This is a genomic window from Actinomycetota bacterium, assembly GCA_028698215.1.
Classification (GTDB): Bacteria; Actinomycetota; Humimicrobiia; order Humimicrobiales; family Humimicrobiaceae; genus Halolacustris.
The window spans coordinates 1-14,873 of record JAQVDY010000016.1 but is presented as its reverse complement, the minus strand read 5'-3'; the positions used below and the strand labels follow the sequence as shown (position 1 = coordinate 14,873).

Sequence of the window (14,873 nt, the reverse complement as noted above, 5' to 3'; positions counted from 1 at the left end):
TAATTTCCTTTCTCTTGTTTGCTTATGTATTGACTGCCAGTCCCCTGTTAGTACTGGCAACGTTACCAATTATGTCGGAAAAGTTTTTGCAGTTTAGTTTTTTTGTTTTTTGCATTTTAAAAACAATGCGTAATTTACAGTCAGCCTGTGGCAACGATACCAATAATATATTATTATGGTAGTACCATGTCAAGCCAAAATAAAAGTGAAAAAGTAACCATTAAATACCTGGCTAAAAAATCGGGATTTTCAGCTTCCACCGTTTCCCGGGCCTTAAGGGGCGATCCTGCCGCCAATGAAGAGACCAAAAGAAAGATATTAAAAATAGCAGAGGACCTTAACTATTATCCTAACCTGCTGGCCAAAGGGCTGCGGGATAAAAAAACTAAAACAGTAGGGCTTATCCTCAATGATTTAAAAAACCCCTTATACTATGAAACCATAGATGCCATTGGCCAGGCCCTGGATGCAAGAAATTACACCATGATACTCTGTGATTCCAATTATGACCAGCAGCTGGAAAGAAAGAATATAATCAATATGCTGGCCAAGGGAGTGGACGGGATTATCATATCCCTGGTTAATGCTAAATCTGAAAATATCAAATTAATCAGGGATAATGGGCTGGCCGCGGTCTACATTGACTGCAGGCCGGATTTTAAAGATATAAATTTTGTTTATGTTGACCATCAAAAGGCGGCTTTTGATGCTGCAGGGTATCTAATTGGGCAGGGACATAAACAAATTCTTCTGCTAAACGGCCCTTCCCAGCTGTCATCATCAAAAAATTACCTTAAAGGATACCTGAAGGCTTTAAAGAAATACGGCATTGGGCCCCAGGAAGAGCTAGTCAAAAATGTTGATTTAAGTATCCAGGCCGGCTGCCGGGCCATGAAAGAGTGCCACCGGCAAAAGGATAAATACAATTTCAGGGCTGTGGTCACCTTAAGCGATATTGTGGCCATAGGCATATATGAAGCTGCCCGGGAACTGAAATTTAGTATACCAGATGATTACAGCGTAATAGGATACGACAATATTATGGCTACTGCCTACCTATGCCCTCCCCTTACCACTGTTCACCAGCCCAAAATAAGGACGGGAAGCTACAGCGCTAAAATTTTGCTGGAAAAAATGGAAAATATATCTGCGGATTTTACCCAGATAATTTTAGAGCCCCGGCTGGTAATAAGGGAGTCGGTAAAAAGGCTGTAACCTTAATTAAGGACAATCCCCTGCTTGCTGACTTGGCCAAACCAGATAAACTTCACCGGTTAGCGGCCGTATGTAGATATTATTAATTAAGATGCTATAATGGGTCTCTGGCAGCAGCCAGAAATTAAAGGCAAGGGATTAGGTAATTAAAAAAATGATTAAACTGATAGCAATAGACGCAGACGGAACACTGCTTAATTCTGAATCTGCCATAAGCGGGCAGAACCGGCAGACCATCAGCCGCTGTATCCAGCAGGGTATAAAAGTGGTATTTATCACCGGTAAAAACCTTAATGCGGCCAAAAGGATTATAAATACTTTCCGCCCTCCCAACCCCCAGGTAGTATCCAATGGAACCCTGATCGTAGACCAGGGCTTAAACCACCTGGATTACCGGCTGATTAATTCTGGCTCGGTGAAATCAATAATAGAATTTGCCCGAAAAACCGGCCAATTGCTGTTTCTAAGCACATTAGACGGGGACTTGGTTTACGAGCAGGGACTAAGCGAAGTGGCCCACAAGCATTATATGAGAAAAGTTGATGACCTTATGGATCCGGATATAGCCGGCCAAGTGCTTTTAGCTACCATACTAAAGAGAGAGGAATCCGGGCCAATCGATGCTTTAAGCATAGGCCAGAACCTTAAAGATATAAAAATAAGGGACGCGGGCTTTAATTACGTAAACATATTCAGCCGCCAGGCAGGCAAAACCTTTGCCTTAAACAAAGTACTCCATTACCTGGGGCTGGAACCGAGCCAGGTAATGGCCATCGGAGACGGAGAAAATGACCTGGGAATTATCAGCATGGCCGGGGTGGGAGTAGCCATGGGCAACGCCTGCCAAAAACTTAAGCAAGCCGCGGACTGGGTAACCGAAGACCTGGATCACCATGGGGTAAGCATAGCTATAAAAAAAGTATTAGGCTTTTAGGCTTTGCTTCAGTTTTTCCCTATTCTCTACCGTTTTAATATGGTAAAATTAGTTCCAAATGAAAAAAACCCTGGCATACAAAATTACACTAATTTGCCTTCTATCTGCCCTAATTATATTTGCCTCTGCCTGTGACCAGACCATCATTGATATCTATACCGAAATAAATACTGATTACAGCGGTACCAGGGTGGTGGACCTGGCCATAAAGACAGAATACCTGCAGAAAGGCGAAGTAGTGCTGACCGGAGACCAGACCCTTTACCAGAAGCTTATAGCAGCATTGCCTGCTGGAGAAGTAGATACCTATGAAGAACAAAACTATACCCATTTTAGGTCTACTTCCGCTTTCCAGGATATAAATTTCTTACAGCATGTATCCATAGATAATTTTTCCCAGGAACCCAACCCCCGGTTTTATGCCAAAATGAGCATTGATGACTATTTTTTCCATAGCGACTATTTTTTTTATGACTATATTGATATGGAGGTTGATCCCAGCTTGATTGCAGCTTCCGCCCAGGATTCCGACTACGGGCGACTGCAAGACTTAATCAAGGCCGATCCCAATATGTTGAGCATTACCTACCAGGTTAAGTTCCCGGTAAAAATCACCCAGACCAATGCCGATGTACAGGGAGACAATAATATAGCCCTGTGGAATATTGGTTACGGACAGAAAAAAGACATCAAAATAGAAGGAAAGAAAACCAAGTTTTTGTCTTACTTTTTAATCATAGCCCTGGGTCTTATAGGATTGTTTATACTGTTTATAATTTTTGCCCTTATCTTTAGTTCCCGCCGGGGAAGAAAGAGTAAAGACCCCCGCAAGCCCCTTTACTCCTATGACAATTACTTTAAAAAAGATAAGCACCTAGATGATTACTAAACCCCAAAAAGAGCTTACCGCCCCGCTGGATGAAGCCGGGATTGCCCGCCTGAAAGCAGGTGACATGGTAAGCCTGAGCGGAAAAGTATACGGAGCCAGGGACATGGCCCATCAGCGCCTGATATCATCCCTAAAAAAAGGAGAGCCCCTGCCCATTGACCTGCATAATGCCGTCATTTTTTATGTAGGGCCTTCACCTGCTCCTCCCCATAAAAAAAGCGGAGCGGTAGGGCCTACTACTTCTGCCCGTATGGATAACCTGACAGAACCCCTGCTGAAGCAAGGACTGAAAGTCATGATAGGAAAAGGCAGGCGAAGCACTGCCTACCGGGAGCTGTTAAAGAAATACAAAGCAGTATACCTGGTAGCCATAGGGGGAATTGCCGCTTACCTGGGACTTAAAGTAACCAGTATTAAGCCAGTGGCCTATACAGATCTGGGGGCAGAAGCCATCTATGAGATATACCTGGACCGCTTTCCCCTGTTTGTGGCCTATGACATGTGGGGCGGAGATATGTTTGAAGAAGCCCTGCGCAAAGAATGACACCCTAAAAAAAGGGCTACCGGCAAAGTGGCCATATGGCAGGGAGCATACTCTATATTGCAGGCCAGAGCAGTAGTCTTTCCTCCCAGGCCCTGGGGCCCAATACCCAAGCTGTTTACCGCCTCTAAAATCTCCTGCTCCATCCTCCGGTACTGGGGATGGGCGTTTCTTTTATTAAGATTCCTGAAACTGGCCTTCCGGGCTAAAACTGCAGCTCCTGAAGCACCGGAGCCTATTCCCAGGCCTATGATTACCGGGGGACAGCACTTGGTCACATTTTCCCTTACTGTCCTTGTGGCTAGTTTAACTATATCCTGGGGCCGGGTGGAAGGATTAAGCATAAACAGGTAAGAACAGTTCTCGCTTCCTCCCCCTTTCAAGTTAACTTCTATGGTAAGGCCCGGCTGGCTGGAAGGCTCCATGCTCAACAAAGCCGGGGTATTGCCCTGTGTATTTTTTCTTTCAAACAAAGGGTCGTCCACTATGGATTTTCGCAGGTAGTTCTGCTGATAAGCCTTAGCTACCTCATCATTTACTTTTGCTTCCAAAAGTTGGCTTTGCTCTATGCATATGCCGGGGCCTATTGCCAGATTTATATACACCCGGCCGCAGTCCTGGCAAAGGGGCAGCTTTTCTACCGGAGCCAGGCGGGCATTTTCCAGGATACAATCCAGTATCTTTACCGCAGTGGGACTGGTCTCGATTTCTCTGGCCTTAATTAGAGCTGAAATTATATCCGCAGGCAGATTAAAACTGGCCTCAACTATCAGTTTGGCCAGCTCTTTGGCTATGGTTGTAAGTTTTATACTTTTCATCTTTGGCCGGACACTGGGGATTGATGCAAAGGTTCCATGGTTTCCTTCCCTTATTTATTATCTTAACTACCGGAAAACCGCATTCCTTGCATTTATCCTTGGTAGTAAGTATAAGTCCTTTCTGGGGAAGAGAAAAGGTATTTCTGCATTGGGGATAGGCGTTACAGCCAATGAAACGCTTCTTGTTTCGGCTAACCCTTATAATCAGGTCTCCGGGACAATCTTCTTGGGTGCACTTACCCACTTTAAGATCTTCTTTTACTCCATTTTTAATCTCTTTGGCTATTTCTTCCTTTTCATCCTTAAGCCTGGCCATAACCTGCTTGAGCATCTTCCTGGATTTATTTACCACCAGCTCCTGGGTTTGTTCCCCGGAAGCTATGCCGTCCATATCCATCTCCAGCTCTGCAGTCATATCCGGGCTGGATATCCTTTCTGCATGTTTTTTAAGCATTTTTACTACTGATACCGCCTTTTCGTAAGGCTCCAGGGGATTGCCCTTGATATAGCCCCTGGTTATGAGGTTCTGTATAATGGTGTGCCTGGTGGCTTTGGTGCCCAAACCCAGCTCTTCCATCTTCTCTACCAGTTTGCCCTGGGTATACCTGGCCGGGGGTTTAGTTTCCTTATCCTCCAGGTGCCTGCTGTCTACAGCTAGCTTTTGGCCTTCCTCTAAATGAGGGATAAACAGGTCCTGGTGCTTGTAATAAGGGTACAGGTCCACCCAGCCCCTGTCTATAAGACGGCTGCCGTTAGCCACAAATATTTCATCATTTATGTTTATCCTGGCTGATACGCTTTTAATGGTAGCTGGGGGAGAAAGGGTGGCCAAAAACCTTCTCACTATCAGCTCATATATCTTCCATTCATCACTGGTAAGCTTGCCCTGTGAAGCAGCCAGGGTAGGGTATATGGGGGGATGGTCGGTAGATCTTTTCCTGCCCCTGGAAGCAGTTATTTTTTTCTGGGCCAGTACCCGGGCGCAGTCCTGCTTAAAATAGGAAGACTTGCCGATCTCTGCCGTAACCTCAGCTAAATCTATGGAGGAAGGATATACGGTATTATCAGTCCTGGGATAACTTATAAATCCATTCATATATAAATTTTCTGCAGTATTTATGGTACGGTTGGCAGTAAAGCCCATAGCATTAGCCGCCACAATCAAGCCGGTGGTATTGAAAGGAATGGGAGGCTTTATTTTCCTTTGGCTCTCCTTTATATGGTCCACTGTGGCCTTGCTTCCCAAACGGTTATACACCGCTTCTGCTTCCTCCCTGCCTAAAAACCTCTTTTTCTTATGTCCGGCTTCAAACTTCTGTCCATCTTCAGTAGAAAGAGATACCTTTATCACCCAGTAAGGCACCGGCTTAAATTTCTTTATCTCCTCTTCCCTGTCTACGATCAGGGTAAGGGTAGGGGTCTGCACCCTGCCCACTGAAAGAAACTTATCCTTTACCTGGTAGGAGGCCAGGGAAATGAACCGGGTCAAAGTAGCTCCCCATATAAGGTCTATATCCTGCCTTGCCCTGCCGGCAAAAGCCAGGTTATGGTCCAGCTTGCCCAATTTATTAAAGGATTCCTGCAGCTCTCTTTCAGTAATGGAAGAAAATTTAGCCCGCTTGACCGCAGCCTCCCGGTTTACTTCCTGTGCCAGGGTAAGGGCATCATAACCAATAAGCTCCCCCTCCCGGTCGTAGTCAGTAGCTATAATGATTTGATCTGCTTCCTTGGCAGTTTTCTTTAAGGCCTGTATGATTTTTTTCTGTATGGGAATTTTTTCTATCTCCGCCTCTATAAGCTCCATGGGGTCAACCTTAAACCAATTGGAATACTGGCGGGGGTAATCCACTTTTAGTATATGGCCCTTCAGGCCTATAGTCCGGTACTCTTGTCCATCCAGGCTGAACCTGTAGGTAGGAACACCGTATACCTTTTCTTCCTTGGCTTTCCTGCCGGACAGTATATCCGCTATTCGCCGGGCTGCTATTTCTTTTTCTGATATTATAAATTTCAATAAAATCTCCTTGAATTTGAAATCATATCATAAAAGAGCCCATCAATAAAATAGGCTTTAATTTCATCCGCTGGGCCCAAACCGACTGTATATTTCTTTAAAGTAAATATTTTTACATATTTTAATTTAAGCCAGGTTGTTTTAAAATAACAGATATTATTTATTTACCATAGTAGGGCTATGAATACAAAATTAGATTTAGCTGCTGGGATCAGCCAACTTAAAAAAGAAAAAAATGCGGTTATAATAGCCCATAACTATCAGATAGGCGAGGTCCAGGATATAGCTGATTTTGTGGGGGATTCCCTGCAGTTAAGCATTAAAGCTGCCCAGACTGACAGCGATATCATAGTGTTCTGCGGAGTAAGGTTTATGGCAGAAACTGCCAAAATACTTTCCCCTGGCCGCATGGTACTGCTTCCCGACCGTTACAGCGGCTGTCCCATGGCGGACATGATTAATGCCCAGCAGCTAGAAGAGCTCAAACAAAAACATCCGGAAGCAGTGGTAGTATGCTATGTAAATTCCACTGCAGAGGTAAAGGCTTTAAGCGACATATGCTGCACCTCTTCCAATGCAGTAAAAGTGGTAAATTCCATTGATAAGGACCGCCCCATAATATTTATCCCTGACAAATACCTGGGCAGCTACGTCCAGAAACAGACCGGCAGGGAAATGATTTTATGGAACGGGTATTGCCCTACCCATGTTACCATCAGCGCCAAGCATATAGTACAGTTAAAAAAAGAGCACTTGGACGCGGTGGTACTGGTGCATCCCGAGGCTCCTCCCGATGTAATTGAAGTGGCAGATTTGGTAGCCAGCACCGGGGGCATGCTGGATTATGTAAAAAAATCTGATGCTAAGGAATTTATTATCGGTACTGAAACAGGCATTATCCACCGAATGAAAAAAGAAAATCCTCTAAAAATATTTTATCCTGCCTCCCCCAAAAGCATATGCCCCAATATGAAATTGATAAACCTGGAAAAGGTTTACTGGGCTTTGGAAGAAGAGCAGTACCAGATAGAACTGGATAAAGATGTTATGGATAAGGCCAGGAAAGCTATAGACAGGATGCTGGCCATTAGCTGAAAATATGATACCAAGATATGTAATAAATCCTTCAGATTACTATCAGCAGGCAGACCCTTGTGACTGCATAGTCATTGGCAGTGGTATTGCCGGGCTTTCTACTGCCATCAGGCTTTCCCAAAAACATAAGGTAAAAGTCCTAACCAAGAGTTCCTTGTCCGAATCCACTACCTGGTATGCACAGGGGGGCATAGCTGCTGCCATTAAGAAACCTGATTTCTGGAAGAACCATTACCGGGACACTATTGTAGCCGGGCAGGGGCTATGCGATCCGGAAGCAGTAAAGATACTGGTAAAGAATGCCCCGAAGATGATAGAAAAACTGATAGAGCTGGGAATAGTTTTTGATATATCTGAAGGTGAAATAAGCCTTACCACGGAAGGGGGCCACAGTTATCCCCGAATCCTTCATGCCGGGGGAGACGCTACCGGGGAAGAGATCGAAAAAAAGCTGGTAAAGTACTCCCAGAGCACTAAAAATATTCAATTTTATCCCAATTATTTCGCCCTGGACCTGATGACTGATAACGGCCAATGCACCGGGGTTATAGGGCTTAATTTAGAAAACGGCCAGCTGGAGATACACCCTGCTGCCTTTGTAGTTCTGGCCAGCGGGGGAATAGGCCAGATTTTTAACCTTACCACCAACCCTGATATTTCTACCGGGGACGGCATTGCCATGGCCTACCGGGCGGGAGCGGCCATCATGGACATTGAATTCGTGCAGTTTCACCCCACAGTATTTAGAACCAAAGATAAGAAACTGTTCCTCATCAGTGAGGCATTAAGGGGAGAAGGAGCTTACCTAAGGGACTGCCAGGGGAAGAGATTTATGCTGGATAAGCACCCTTTGGCGGAACTAGCCCCCAGGGATATAGTAGTAAAGGAAATGGTCAGGGTGATGAATGAAACCAACTGTAATTTTGTTTACCTGGATGCCACCCACCTGCCCGCTACCACCTTGAAAGTGAGGTTCCCCAATATACTGTACAAATTAAAGGAAAACGGCCTGAACCTAAACAAGGACCTGGTTAAGGTATCTCCTGCTGCCCATTACATGAATGGCGGGGTAAAAACTGATTACCAGGGCCTAACTACCTTGGACCGGCTGTATTCCTGCGGAGAAGTAGCCGCCACTGGAGCCCATGGGGCCAACCGGCTGGCCTCCAATTCCCTGATTGAAGGCCTGGTATACGGGTGGAATATATACCGGGAAATAGACAGAAGGCTCAAACAGGAAACTGCACCCAGCCAGTTAGGGCCCTGGCAAATGCCCCCTGTTCAAAAAGAAGGGGCCCAGCCATTGGATACAGATAAAATACGCCGGCAGCTAAGACAGATAATGACCCAGAAAGCCGGTATCTTAAGGGATGCCAAAGGCCTGGGCCAGGTCTCAGGGTTCATTGCCCAATACGTTAACCATGAGGCCCTCTATAATCAAAAAGATAAATCTAAAATAGAACTGGCAAATATGCTTACCGTTTCCTACCTGCTTACCAAAGCAGCCGCTTTAAGGGAAGAAAGCAGGGGAACCCATCAGAGAAATGACTTTCCCCATACCGATGATGTTAACTGGCGTAAGCATATTTTGCTTCAAAAGGATAAAATAATATTTGAAGAGGTAAAAGATGCTTAAGCTAAACCAAAACCAGGTAAGGGAGCTGATTGAAAAAACCCTGGCCGAAGACCTGGCCGGGTTTGGAGATATCACTACCAAATACCTGCTGCCGGAAGGACACACCAGCCAAGCCTATATAAAATGCAAACAACAGCAGGCTGTAGTCTGCGGCCTGGATTTAGCCCAATGGCTGTGCCAGCAGGTAGATGGAAGCATAAGTATGGAAAAATTAGCATCCGAAGGCCAAACAGTATCCCGGCCAGACCAAGTAGCTTTATTAAAGGGGCCTACCGCCTCTCTGTTGGCAGCAGAAAGGTCAGCCCTAAATTTTATACAACACCTTTCCGGCATCGCTACCATAGCCCGGCAGTTTGCTGACATAGCCGCTCCCTATGGAGTGAAGGTAGTGGATACCAGGAAAACCAAACCCGGATTGCGGCTGGTGGAAAAATATGCAGTACAGGTTGGAGGAGCCTATAATCACCGGTTTGGGCTGTTTGACGGGGTAATGTTAAAGGACAACCATATCAAGGCCGCAGGGGGCCTCACAGCAGCTGTAGAAGCCATAAGATCCAGGATACCTCATCCCTTAAAAATTGAAGTGGAAGTCCAAAACAGTGACCAGCTGCAGCAGGCCGTAGAATCCGGTGCAGACATTATTATGCTGGACAATATGGATACCGGCCAGATAAGGGAAGCAGTTAAGAAAATAAGGGGGGAAGCAAAACCGGGAACCCTGGTAGAGGTTTCAGGAAATGTTGCCTTGGACAACCTGGAAAGTTACTGCCAGACAGGCATAGACCTAATTTCTTCCGGCTATATAACCCATTCTGCTCCCGCTGCCGACTTCTCTATGGATTTTGGCTAGATTACCTTAATTTTAGCTTTTGTTTTAATTCAGGTAATTTTTCCCGGGCAGCTATGCAGCCTTTCTCTACTATATCGGAGCCTTTGATAAAATCAAAAAAGCCGTATTCTCCCACTTTGGGCTCTATCACCAGATCGGTATACTGGTAATATTTCTTGGCCATTTCCCTCTGTATTATATTAAAACTGGTATTTAATATTTCATAGGTAGATAAACGGCTGGGATTCTTGTGCCTAAAAAGTTTTCTAAAAAACTTCTTGATTTTAGGTTCCGGGTCATACTGGGCCAGGCTCTGATAATAGTTGCTGCTGTCCTTAAGCTTATCCAGAACTATGGATACCCCTATGGTAAAATCCACATCAAACATTTTTATGGCTTTTGCCGGCAGGGGCTCTATTACCCCTCCGTCTACCAGCACCATGTCATCAAGCTTTACGGGAGAAAACACCCCTGGTATGGATATGGAAGCTCTTACTGCATCCACCAGCCTGCCTTCATGTAATACCACTTTTTTCTGGGTAAGCATGTCCACCGCCACACAGCAAAATTGGGGCCGGCATTGGCTAAAGGTCCTGTTGCCCAAAAAATCATGCAGTATCTTTTCCACTTTTTTTCCATTTATTATTCCCATGCGGGCCATTGTAATATCAGAAAACATGAGCATGCTCCGCCAGTCCATGTCACGGATAAAATCCTCTATTTCCTCCAGGGGCACCCCGGAGCAGTAAAAAGCGCCGATTATAGCCCCCATGCTGGTACCGCTGATAGCCGTATAGTTTAGGTCCAGCTGGTCCAGCTCTTTTAATACCCCTACATGGCATAGGGCTCTGGCTGCCCCTCCGCATAAAGCTAAGCCGATTTTTTTCTTTTTGAACAGCATACTCCAATTATAAGGCTAAACCATCTTTTTATAAATATTTCAATTATTCTTATCTAAAGCCAGAATAGCCTTTTTTATTAGATACGGGTCAAACTGTATCCCCGCATTTTCCCTAAGCTCCCCTATGGCTTGCTGGTGGCTTAACCTGGCCCGGTAATGGCGGCTTACCATAGCTGAATAAGCATCAGCAATGGCAATTATGCGGGCGTATAAAGGGATGGCTTCACCCATGAGCCCCTGGGGATATCCGCTGCCGTCCCAACATTCCCTATGCGACAGTATGGCTTCAGATAAATGCGATATCTGGGGTATGGCTTCGGCAATATTGTAACCTGCTTCCGGATACTTTTTTATGGCTTTCCATTCCTCTTCATTTAGCGGGCCCTTCTTGTTGATTACATTATCCGGAATGGAAATCTTGCCTATCTGGTAAGCTCCGGCCAATAGAGACAGGTCATCCAGCTTGGTCCCGGAAAGGCCTAGCTCCTTCCCAATAGACAATGCTGCTTTTTTTACAGTTTGTATATGGCTGACACTATAATAATTTTTTTTAAGCAGAGCCTTTTCCAAAGACATGATCACTTGACCGCTTACTTTCTTTTTATCCAAAAGTTTCTGGCGGTACATATTATCTTCAGCCTCTGCCAATACTGGCCTTAAGCTCTGGGTTTCGCTTATTTTGGTAGCTTTACCCAGGGAAACACTCAATGGAACATAAACTTGTTTGTATGTACCGGCAATATCGTTTATCCTATCCACAATTCTTGCCGCGGTTTGCTGGGAAGTCTTAGGGAGCAGTATGGCAAATTCATCTCCGCCCCACCTGGCTATTATATCTTCTTTCCGGCAGGCCTGGGCCAGGATTTCTGCTGTTTTCTTTAGCAGTTTGTCTCCCTGCTGATGGCCAAAAGCATCATTAATTAATTTTAAATTATTCACATCTCCCATAATTATGCTTAAAGGCAGCTGCCTTTTGCGGTCCAAACGTCTCAGCTCTTCTTCAAAATAAGCCCGGTTATAGAGGCCGGTCAAGCCATCATGAAATGACTTGAACCTTAATTTTTCCTCATATTCCTTACGTATAGATATGTCCCTTACTATGCCCTCATAATAAGCAGGTTTTCCTTCATCCATATGTACCTGGCAGCTTATCTCCACCCATATCTTGCTTCCGTCTGCTTTTTTTAACTGGGTTTCAAAAGGCCTCACCCTCTGGGAAGGCCGAGGCCTCTGGCTGCGATCGACATAAATATCTTCTATTATGTTTTTGGCCAGCAGCTCTTTACGGTTAGGGTAGCCCAGCATGTCTACCAAGGCAGGATTAACATCAATATACCTGCCATCCAGGGTGCTGACATAAATGCCGTCTTTTAAATGGTTAAACAGCCTTTTGTATTTTTCTTCACTTTCCTTTAAGTCTTTTTCTTTTTGTTTTAAAAGGGTAATGTCTACCACCACGCCCCTTACACCCAGTATTTGCACCCCATCAGTTATGGGGGCTATATGCCCGGCTACAGTGATAACATCCGACTCTCCCTGTATATCAAACTCCAACAGCTTCGATTTGGACCGCTGTTTTTTTAAAATAGACATAAACTCATGCTCTATTTCCTCCCGGTCCTTTTCTGCTACTAGCTCCAGGGCCAGCACTCCCCTTTCAATGTCATCCTGGCCTAAAGTCAGTACCTTCTTTCCTGCCTGGTTTAGAAAAGTTATTTGCCCTTCCCGGTCTGTTTCAAACAAGATATCCGGCAGCAGGCTCAGGGTTTGCTCATATCTTTGCTTATCCCGCTTGATCTTCTCTTCCTGTTTAACCTGGTCTGAAATATCTATGGATATTCCCCCCAGTACTCTCTGGTTGTTACCGTTTAAGGGAAATTTTATACTCATAAAAACCTGTCCGGTAGCCATAGACTCCCGGTAATACTGGGGCTTGTTTTTTTTCAGGACTTCCTTATCGTTTCTTACCAGTACATCTGCAATAGCTTGAGGCCATATATGGCGGTCCTGTTTCCCGATAACCTGGCCTATGCTGCGGGCAGCCAATTGGCTGAAATAAGGGTTTACAAAGATATAATAACCTTGGTCATCTTTAATGTAGACAATATGGGGTATATTATCCATCCAAACTTTAAACCAGGTATTATGTTCAGCAGAAGAGGATTTTGTTTCATGGCCCAGTATGAGCCAGCCGGGCTTGCCGCTTTTTGGTTCCAGCGGAAATACATTCCAGACCATGGCTACCTTGTTTCCCTGGATACCGGTAATGTTTGCCTCCAGGCAGCTGGAGGTGGAAGAATCCTTTATCAGCAGGTTTAAAGCCCCCTCTATCTTTTGCCGGTATTGTTTATCCGGAAACAGCAGTTCCCAAACCCGGCCATCCAGCTGCTTCCTGCTGTAACCGCTAACCGCTTCTGCCCTTCTGCTCCATAGCAGAATTTGCCCCTCCTGATCAAACCAGCTTATCCACAGAGCTTCATCCAAGTCTTTTTTGCCTAAATATTCCATTCCCATCATTTTAACATATACCATTTAATTATTTGATTTTATAACTGCTTTAATTGTACTATCTAAGCTTGGTGCTTACAGTTTAACTTCCTCCAAGCATAAAATATTAAATATTATTTTATGGTGATAATGATAAAAAGTCACCACATTTATATAAAAGATCACAAGGCTTAGAACCTTTTGTTCTATATCCTTGATGCGTTCTTTGAAAATTATAAAAATATAGAAACTGGCCCAAGTCATCCTGAAGCTCTTCTAAGCTGTGGTAAGTCTTTTTAAGCATAGACGGCTGGTAGAATTCCTCCAGTATAGTCCTTTGGAACCTTTCTACAAATCCGTTGGTCCAAGGGTGCCTTACTTTAGTATAGCGGTGCTTGATATCTTTTGACCTTAGATATTTTTCGAACAGGTGGTAGCCGCCTTCCCAGTGGGTGGTATATTCCTTGCCGTGGTCAGTTAATACCCTTTCTACAGTTATGCCAATTTGGGCAAAAATTTCCACAGTTTTGTCTATAAAATCTATGGCAGATTTTGCGCTCTTATCAGTATAGAGATAAGCAAACCCAAAAGAGGAAAAAGTGTCTATGGCGCTAAACTGATAGATCCTGCCCACTCCCTTTAGCCGGCATACATAAAAGGTATCAACTGATAGCATATAGCCACTGTAGTGGCTTTCTATCCTCGGAAGTGGGCCTGCCTCATCTATCTTTCTGGCCATAACTGGGCTCAGGCTTACAGAAACTGGTATATCCTCTAGGGCAAGGAGCCTGTCAATTTTACGGTTTAAGCCCCGCTTTTTTAAAATATTATACACTGTGGCGGGACAGACAATACTATCTAGTTCATTGGCTATTCTTGCCGGACCATAAGTGGGGTATTCCTTAATAAATGCTAATATCTTATCCACTATCTCTGACCTGGTGGTATTGGGCATCTTAGGTTTGGATTTTTCTCTTTCTCTAAGACCAACGATTCCGTAGGTGGTAAATCTTTTAGCCCATTTGTAGTAGTAGGTCCTGGAAACTCCAGCTTCTCTGCAGGCCCTGGAAATGTTATTGATAGATTTGGCCCGTGATAGTAAACTTAACCTGTGGCCCAAGATGAAATCATCTTTGGTCATCGCTACCCCCTTGTGTGTATATTTTTTTGTTGCTAATCAAATATTTTACACTTGGAGGTAGTGTTTTATCTATCAGTTTGTATCTATATTTTTATTTTGTTTTCAAAGAGCTTTTAAAACTAGAGTTGTAAACACAACTCTTAAATAGTGCACTTTAATTATAAAATCTAGTCAAACAAATTATATAAAGGGGACATATTTTTAATCATAAATCATATACAGCATTAATTTTAGCCATCCTGTCTGTGGTATGGCTTCTTTTTTCCTGCCAGCCCCTACCGGAACAGGCTGCCCCCAGCCCTGAACCTGAACCCCAAAAGGTAGAAGAAACCGGGCAGCCTGCCCAGGAACCTGAAACAGGGCAAGAAGAGGA

The 14,873-nt window shown here is 44.5% G+C and carries 12 protein-coding genes; 7 read left to right on the top strand and 5 right to left on the bottom strand.

The genetic code is table 11. The features are described 5' to 3' along the window. The first annotated feature begins 186 nt into the window (after window positions 1-186). From PHN32_05965 to PHN32_05950, 4 genes are all read left to right on the top strand, one after another. Window positions 187-1,215: a LacI family DNA-binding transcriptional regulator gene (locus PHN32_05965; protein ID MDD3777135.1), complete on the top strand. Its 1,029-nt coding sequence runs from the start codon at window positions 187-189 to the stop codon at window positions 1,213-1,215. Window positions 1,216-1,369: 154 nt separating this feature from the next. Beyond that, on the top strand, window positions 1,370-2,149 hold the full coding sequence (locus PHN32_05960) for a Cof-type HAD-IIB family hydrolase (protein ID MDD3777134.1): 780 nt from the start codon (window positions 1,370-1,372) through the stop codon (window positions 2,147-2,149). Window positions 2,150-2,207: 58 nt separating this feature from the next. After that, window positions 2,208-3,038 (top strand): hypothetical protein, encoded by an 831-nt coding sequence (locus tag PHN32_05955; protein MDD3777133.1) that lies wholly within the window; start codon window positions 2,208-2,210, stop codon window positions 3,036-3,038. Beyond that, window positions 3,028-3,582, top strand: a complete 555-nt coding sequence (locus PHN32_05950; protein MDD3777132.1) for a FumA C-terminus/TtdB family hydratase beta subunit — start codon at window positions 3,028-3,030, stop codon at window positions 3,580-3,582. Before PHN32_05955 ends, PHN32_05950 begins: the two co-directional genes overlap by 11 nt. Here PHN32_05950 and PHN32_05945 read toward each other — a convergent pair. After that, the gene (locus PHN32_05945) at window positions 3,531-4,397 is read right to left on the bottom strand and encodes a fumarate hydratase (GenBank protein ID MDD3777131.1); all 867 of its coding nucleotides are present in this window, start codon (window positions 4,395-4,397) and stop codon (window positions 3,531-3,533) included. The two genes, PHN32_05950 and PHN32_05945, sit on opposite strands and share 52 nt — an antisense overlap. Continuing rightward, window positions 4,342-6,411: a DNA topoisomerase I gene (locus tag PHN32_05940; GenBank protein ID MDD3777130.1), complete on the bottom strand. Its 2,070-nt coding sequence runs from the start codon at window positions 6,409-6,411 to the stop codon at window positions 4,342-4,344. Before PHN32_05940 ends, PHN32_05945 begins: the two co-directional genes overlap by 56 nt. A gap of 180 nt (window positions 6,412-6,591) precedes the next feature. Here PHN32_05940 and nadA point away from each other — a divergent pair, with 180 nt between their 5' ends. From nadA to nadC, 3 genes are read left to right on the top strand one after another with little or no spacing between them, the layout of a single operon-like run. Continuing rightward, the gene (gene nadA / locus PHN32_05935) at window positions 6,592-7,506 is read left to right on the top strand and encodes a quinolinate synthase NadA (protein ID MDD3777129.1); all 915 of its coding nucleotides are present in this window, start codon (window positions 6,592-6,594) and stop codon (window positions 7,504-7,506) included. A gap of 4 nt (window positions 7,507-7,510) precedes the next feature. Beyond that, on the top strand, window positions 7,511-9,142 hold the full coding sequence (gene nadB / locus PHN32_05930) for an L-aspartate oxidase (GenBank protein MDD3777128.1): 1,632 nt from the start codon (window positions 7,511-7,513) through the stop codon (window positions 9,140-9,142). Next, window positions 9,135-9,992 carry a carboxylating nicotinate-nucleotide diphosphorylase gene (gene nadC, locus PHN32_05925; protein ID MDD3777127.1) on the top strand — a complete coding sequence of 286 codons (858 nt, stop codon included), beginning with the start codon at window positions 9,135-9,137 and terminating at the stop codon, window positions 9,990-9,992. The genes nadB and nadC overlap by 8 nt, the downstream gene beginning before the upstream one ends. 1 nt (window position 9,993) lies before the next feature. Here nadC and PHN32_05920 read toward each other — a convergent pair whose 3' ends face one another. The 3 genes from PHN32_05920 to PHN32_05910 all read right to left on the bottom strand — a co-directional run bounded on the left by PHN32_05920 (window position 9,994) and on the right by PHN32_05910 (window position 14,500). Next, window positions 9,994-10,872 (bottom strand): patatin-like phospholipase family protein, encoded by an 879-nt coding sequence (locus tag PHN32_05920; protein MDD3777126.1) that lies wholly within the window; start codon window positions 10,870-10,872, stop codon window positions 9,994-9,996. A 39-nt stretch (window positions 10,873-10,911) separates the two neighbouring features. Further along, window positions 10,912-13,389 carry a PAS domain S-box protein gene (locus PHN32_05915; protein MDD3777125.1) on the bottom strand — a complete coding sequence of 826 codons (2,478 nt, stop codon included), beginning with the start codon at window positions 13,387-13,389 and terminating at the stop codon, window positions 10,912-10,914. A gap of 109 nt (window positions 13,390-13,498) precedes the next feature. Then, window positions 13,499-14,500 (bottom strand): IS481 family transposase, encoded by a 1,002-nt coding sequence (locus tag PHN32_05910; protein MDD3777124.1) that lies wholly within the window; start codon window positions 14,498-14,500, stop codon window positions 13,499-13,501. Window positions 14,501-14,873 lie beyond the last annotated feature (373 nt).

What these genes read in the sequence shown, in the direction of transcription:
- PHN32_05965 (MDD3777135.1), top strand. Translation starts at nt 187, where the DNA reads ATGTCAAGCCAAAATAAAAGTGAAAAAGTAACCATTAAATACCTGGCT.
- PHN32_05960 (MDD3777134.1), top strand. Translation starts at nt 1,370, where the DNA reads ATGATTAAACTGATAGCAATAGACGCAGACGGAACACTGCTTAATTCT.
- PHN32_05955 (MDD3777133.1), top strand. Translation starts at nt 2,208, where the DNA reads ATGAAAAAAACCCTGGCATACAAAATTACACTAATTTGCCTTCTATCT.
- PHN32_05950 (MDD3777132.1), top strand. Translation starts at nt 3,028, where the DNA reads ATGATTACTAAACCCCAAAAAGAGCTTACCGCCCCGCTGGATGAAGCC.
- PHN32_05945 (MDD3777131.1), bottom strand. Translation starts at nt 4,397, where the DNA reads ATGAAAAGTATAAAACTTACAACCATAGCCAAAGAGCTGGCCAAACTG.
- nadA (MDD3777129.1), top strand. Translation starts at nt 6,592, where the DNA reads ATGAATACAAAATTAGATTTAGCTGCTGGGATCAGCCAACTTAAAAAA.
- nadB (MDD3777128.1), top strand. Translation starts at nt 7,511, where the DNA reads ATGATACCAAGATATGTAATAAATCCTTCAGATTACTATCAGCAGGCA.
- nadC (MDD3777127.1), top strand. Translation starts at nt 9,135, where the DNA reads ATGCTTAAGCTAAACCAAAACCAGGTAAGGGAGCTGATTGAAAAAACC.
- PHN32_05920 (MDD3777126.1), bottom strand. Translation starts at nt 10,872, where the DNA reads ATGCTGTTCAAAAAGAAAAAAATCGGCTTAGCTTTATGCGGAGGGGCA.
- PHN32_05915 (MDD3777125.1), bottom strand. Translation starts at nt 13,389, where the DNA reads ATGATGGGAATGGAATATTTAGGCAAAAAAGACTTGGATGAAGCTCTG.
- PHN32_05910 (MDD3777124.1), bottom strand. Translation starts at nt 14,500, where the DNA reads ATGACCAAAGATGATTTCATCTTGGGCCACAGGTTAAGTTTACTATCA.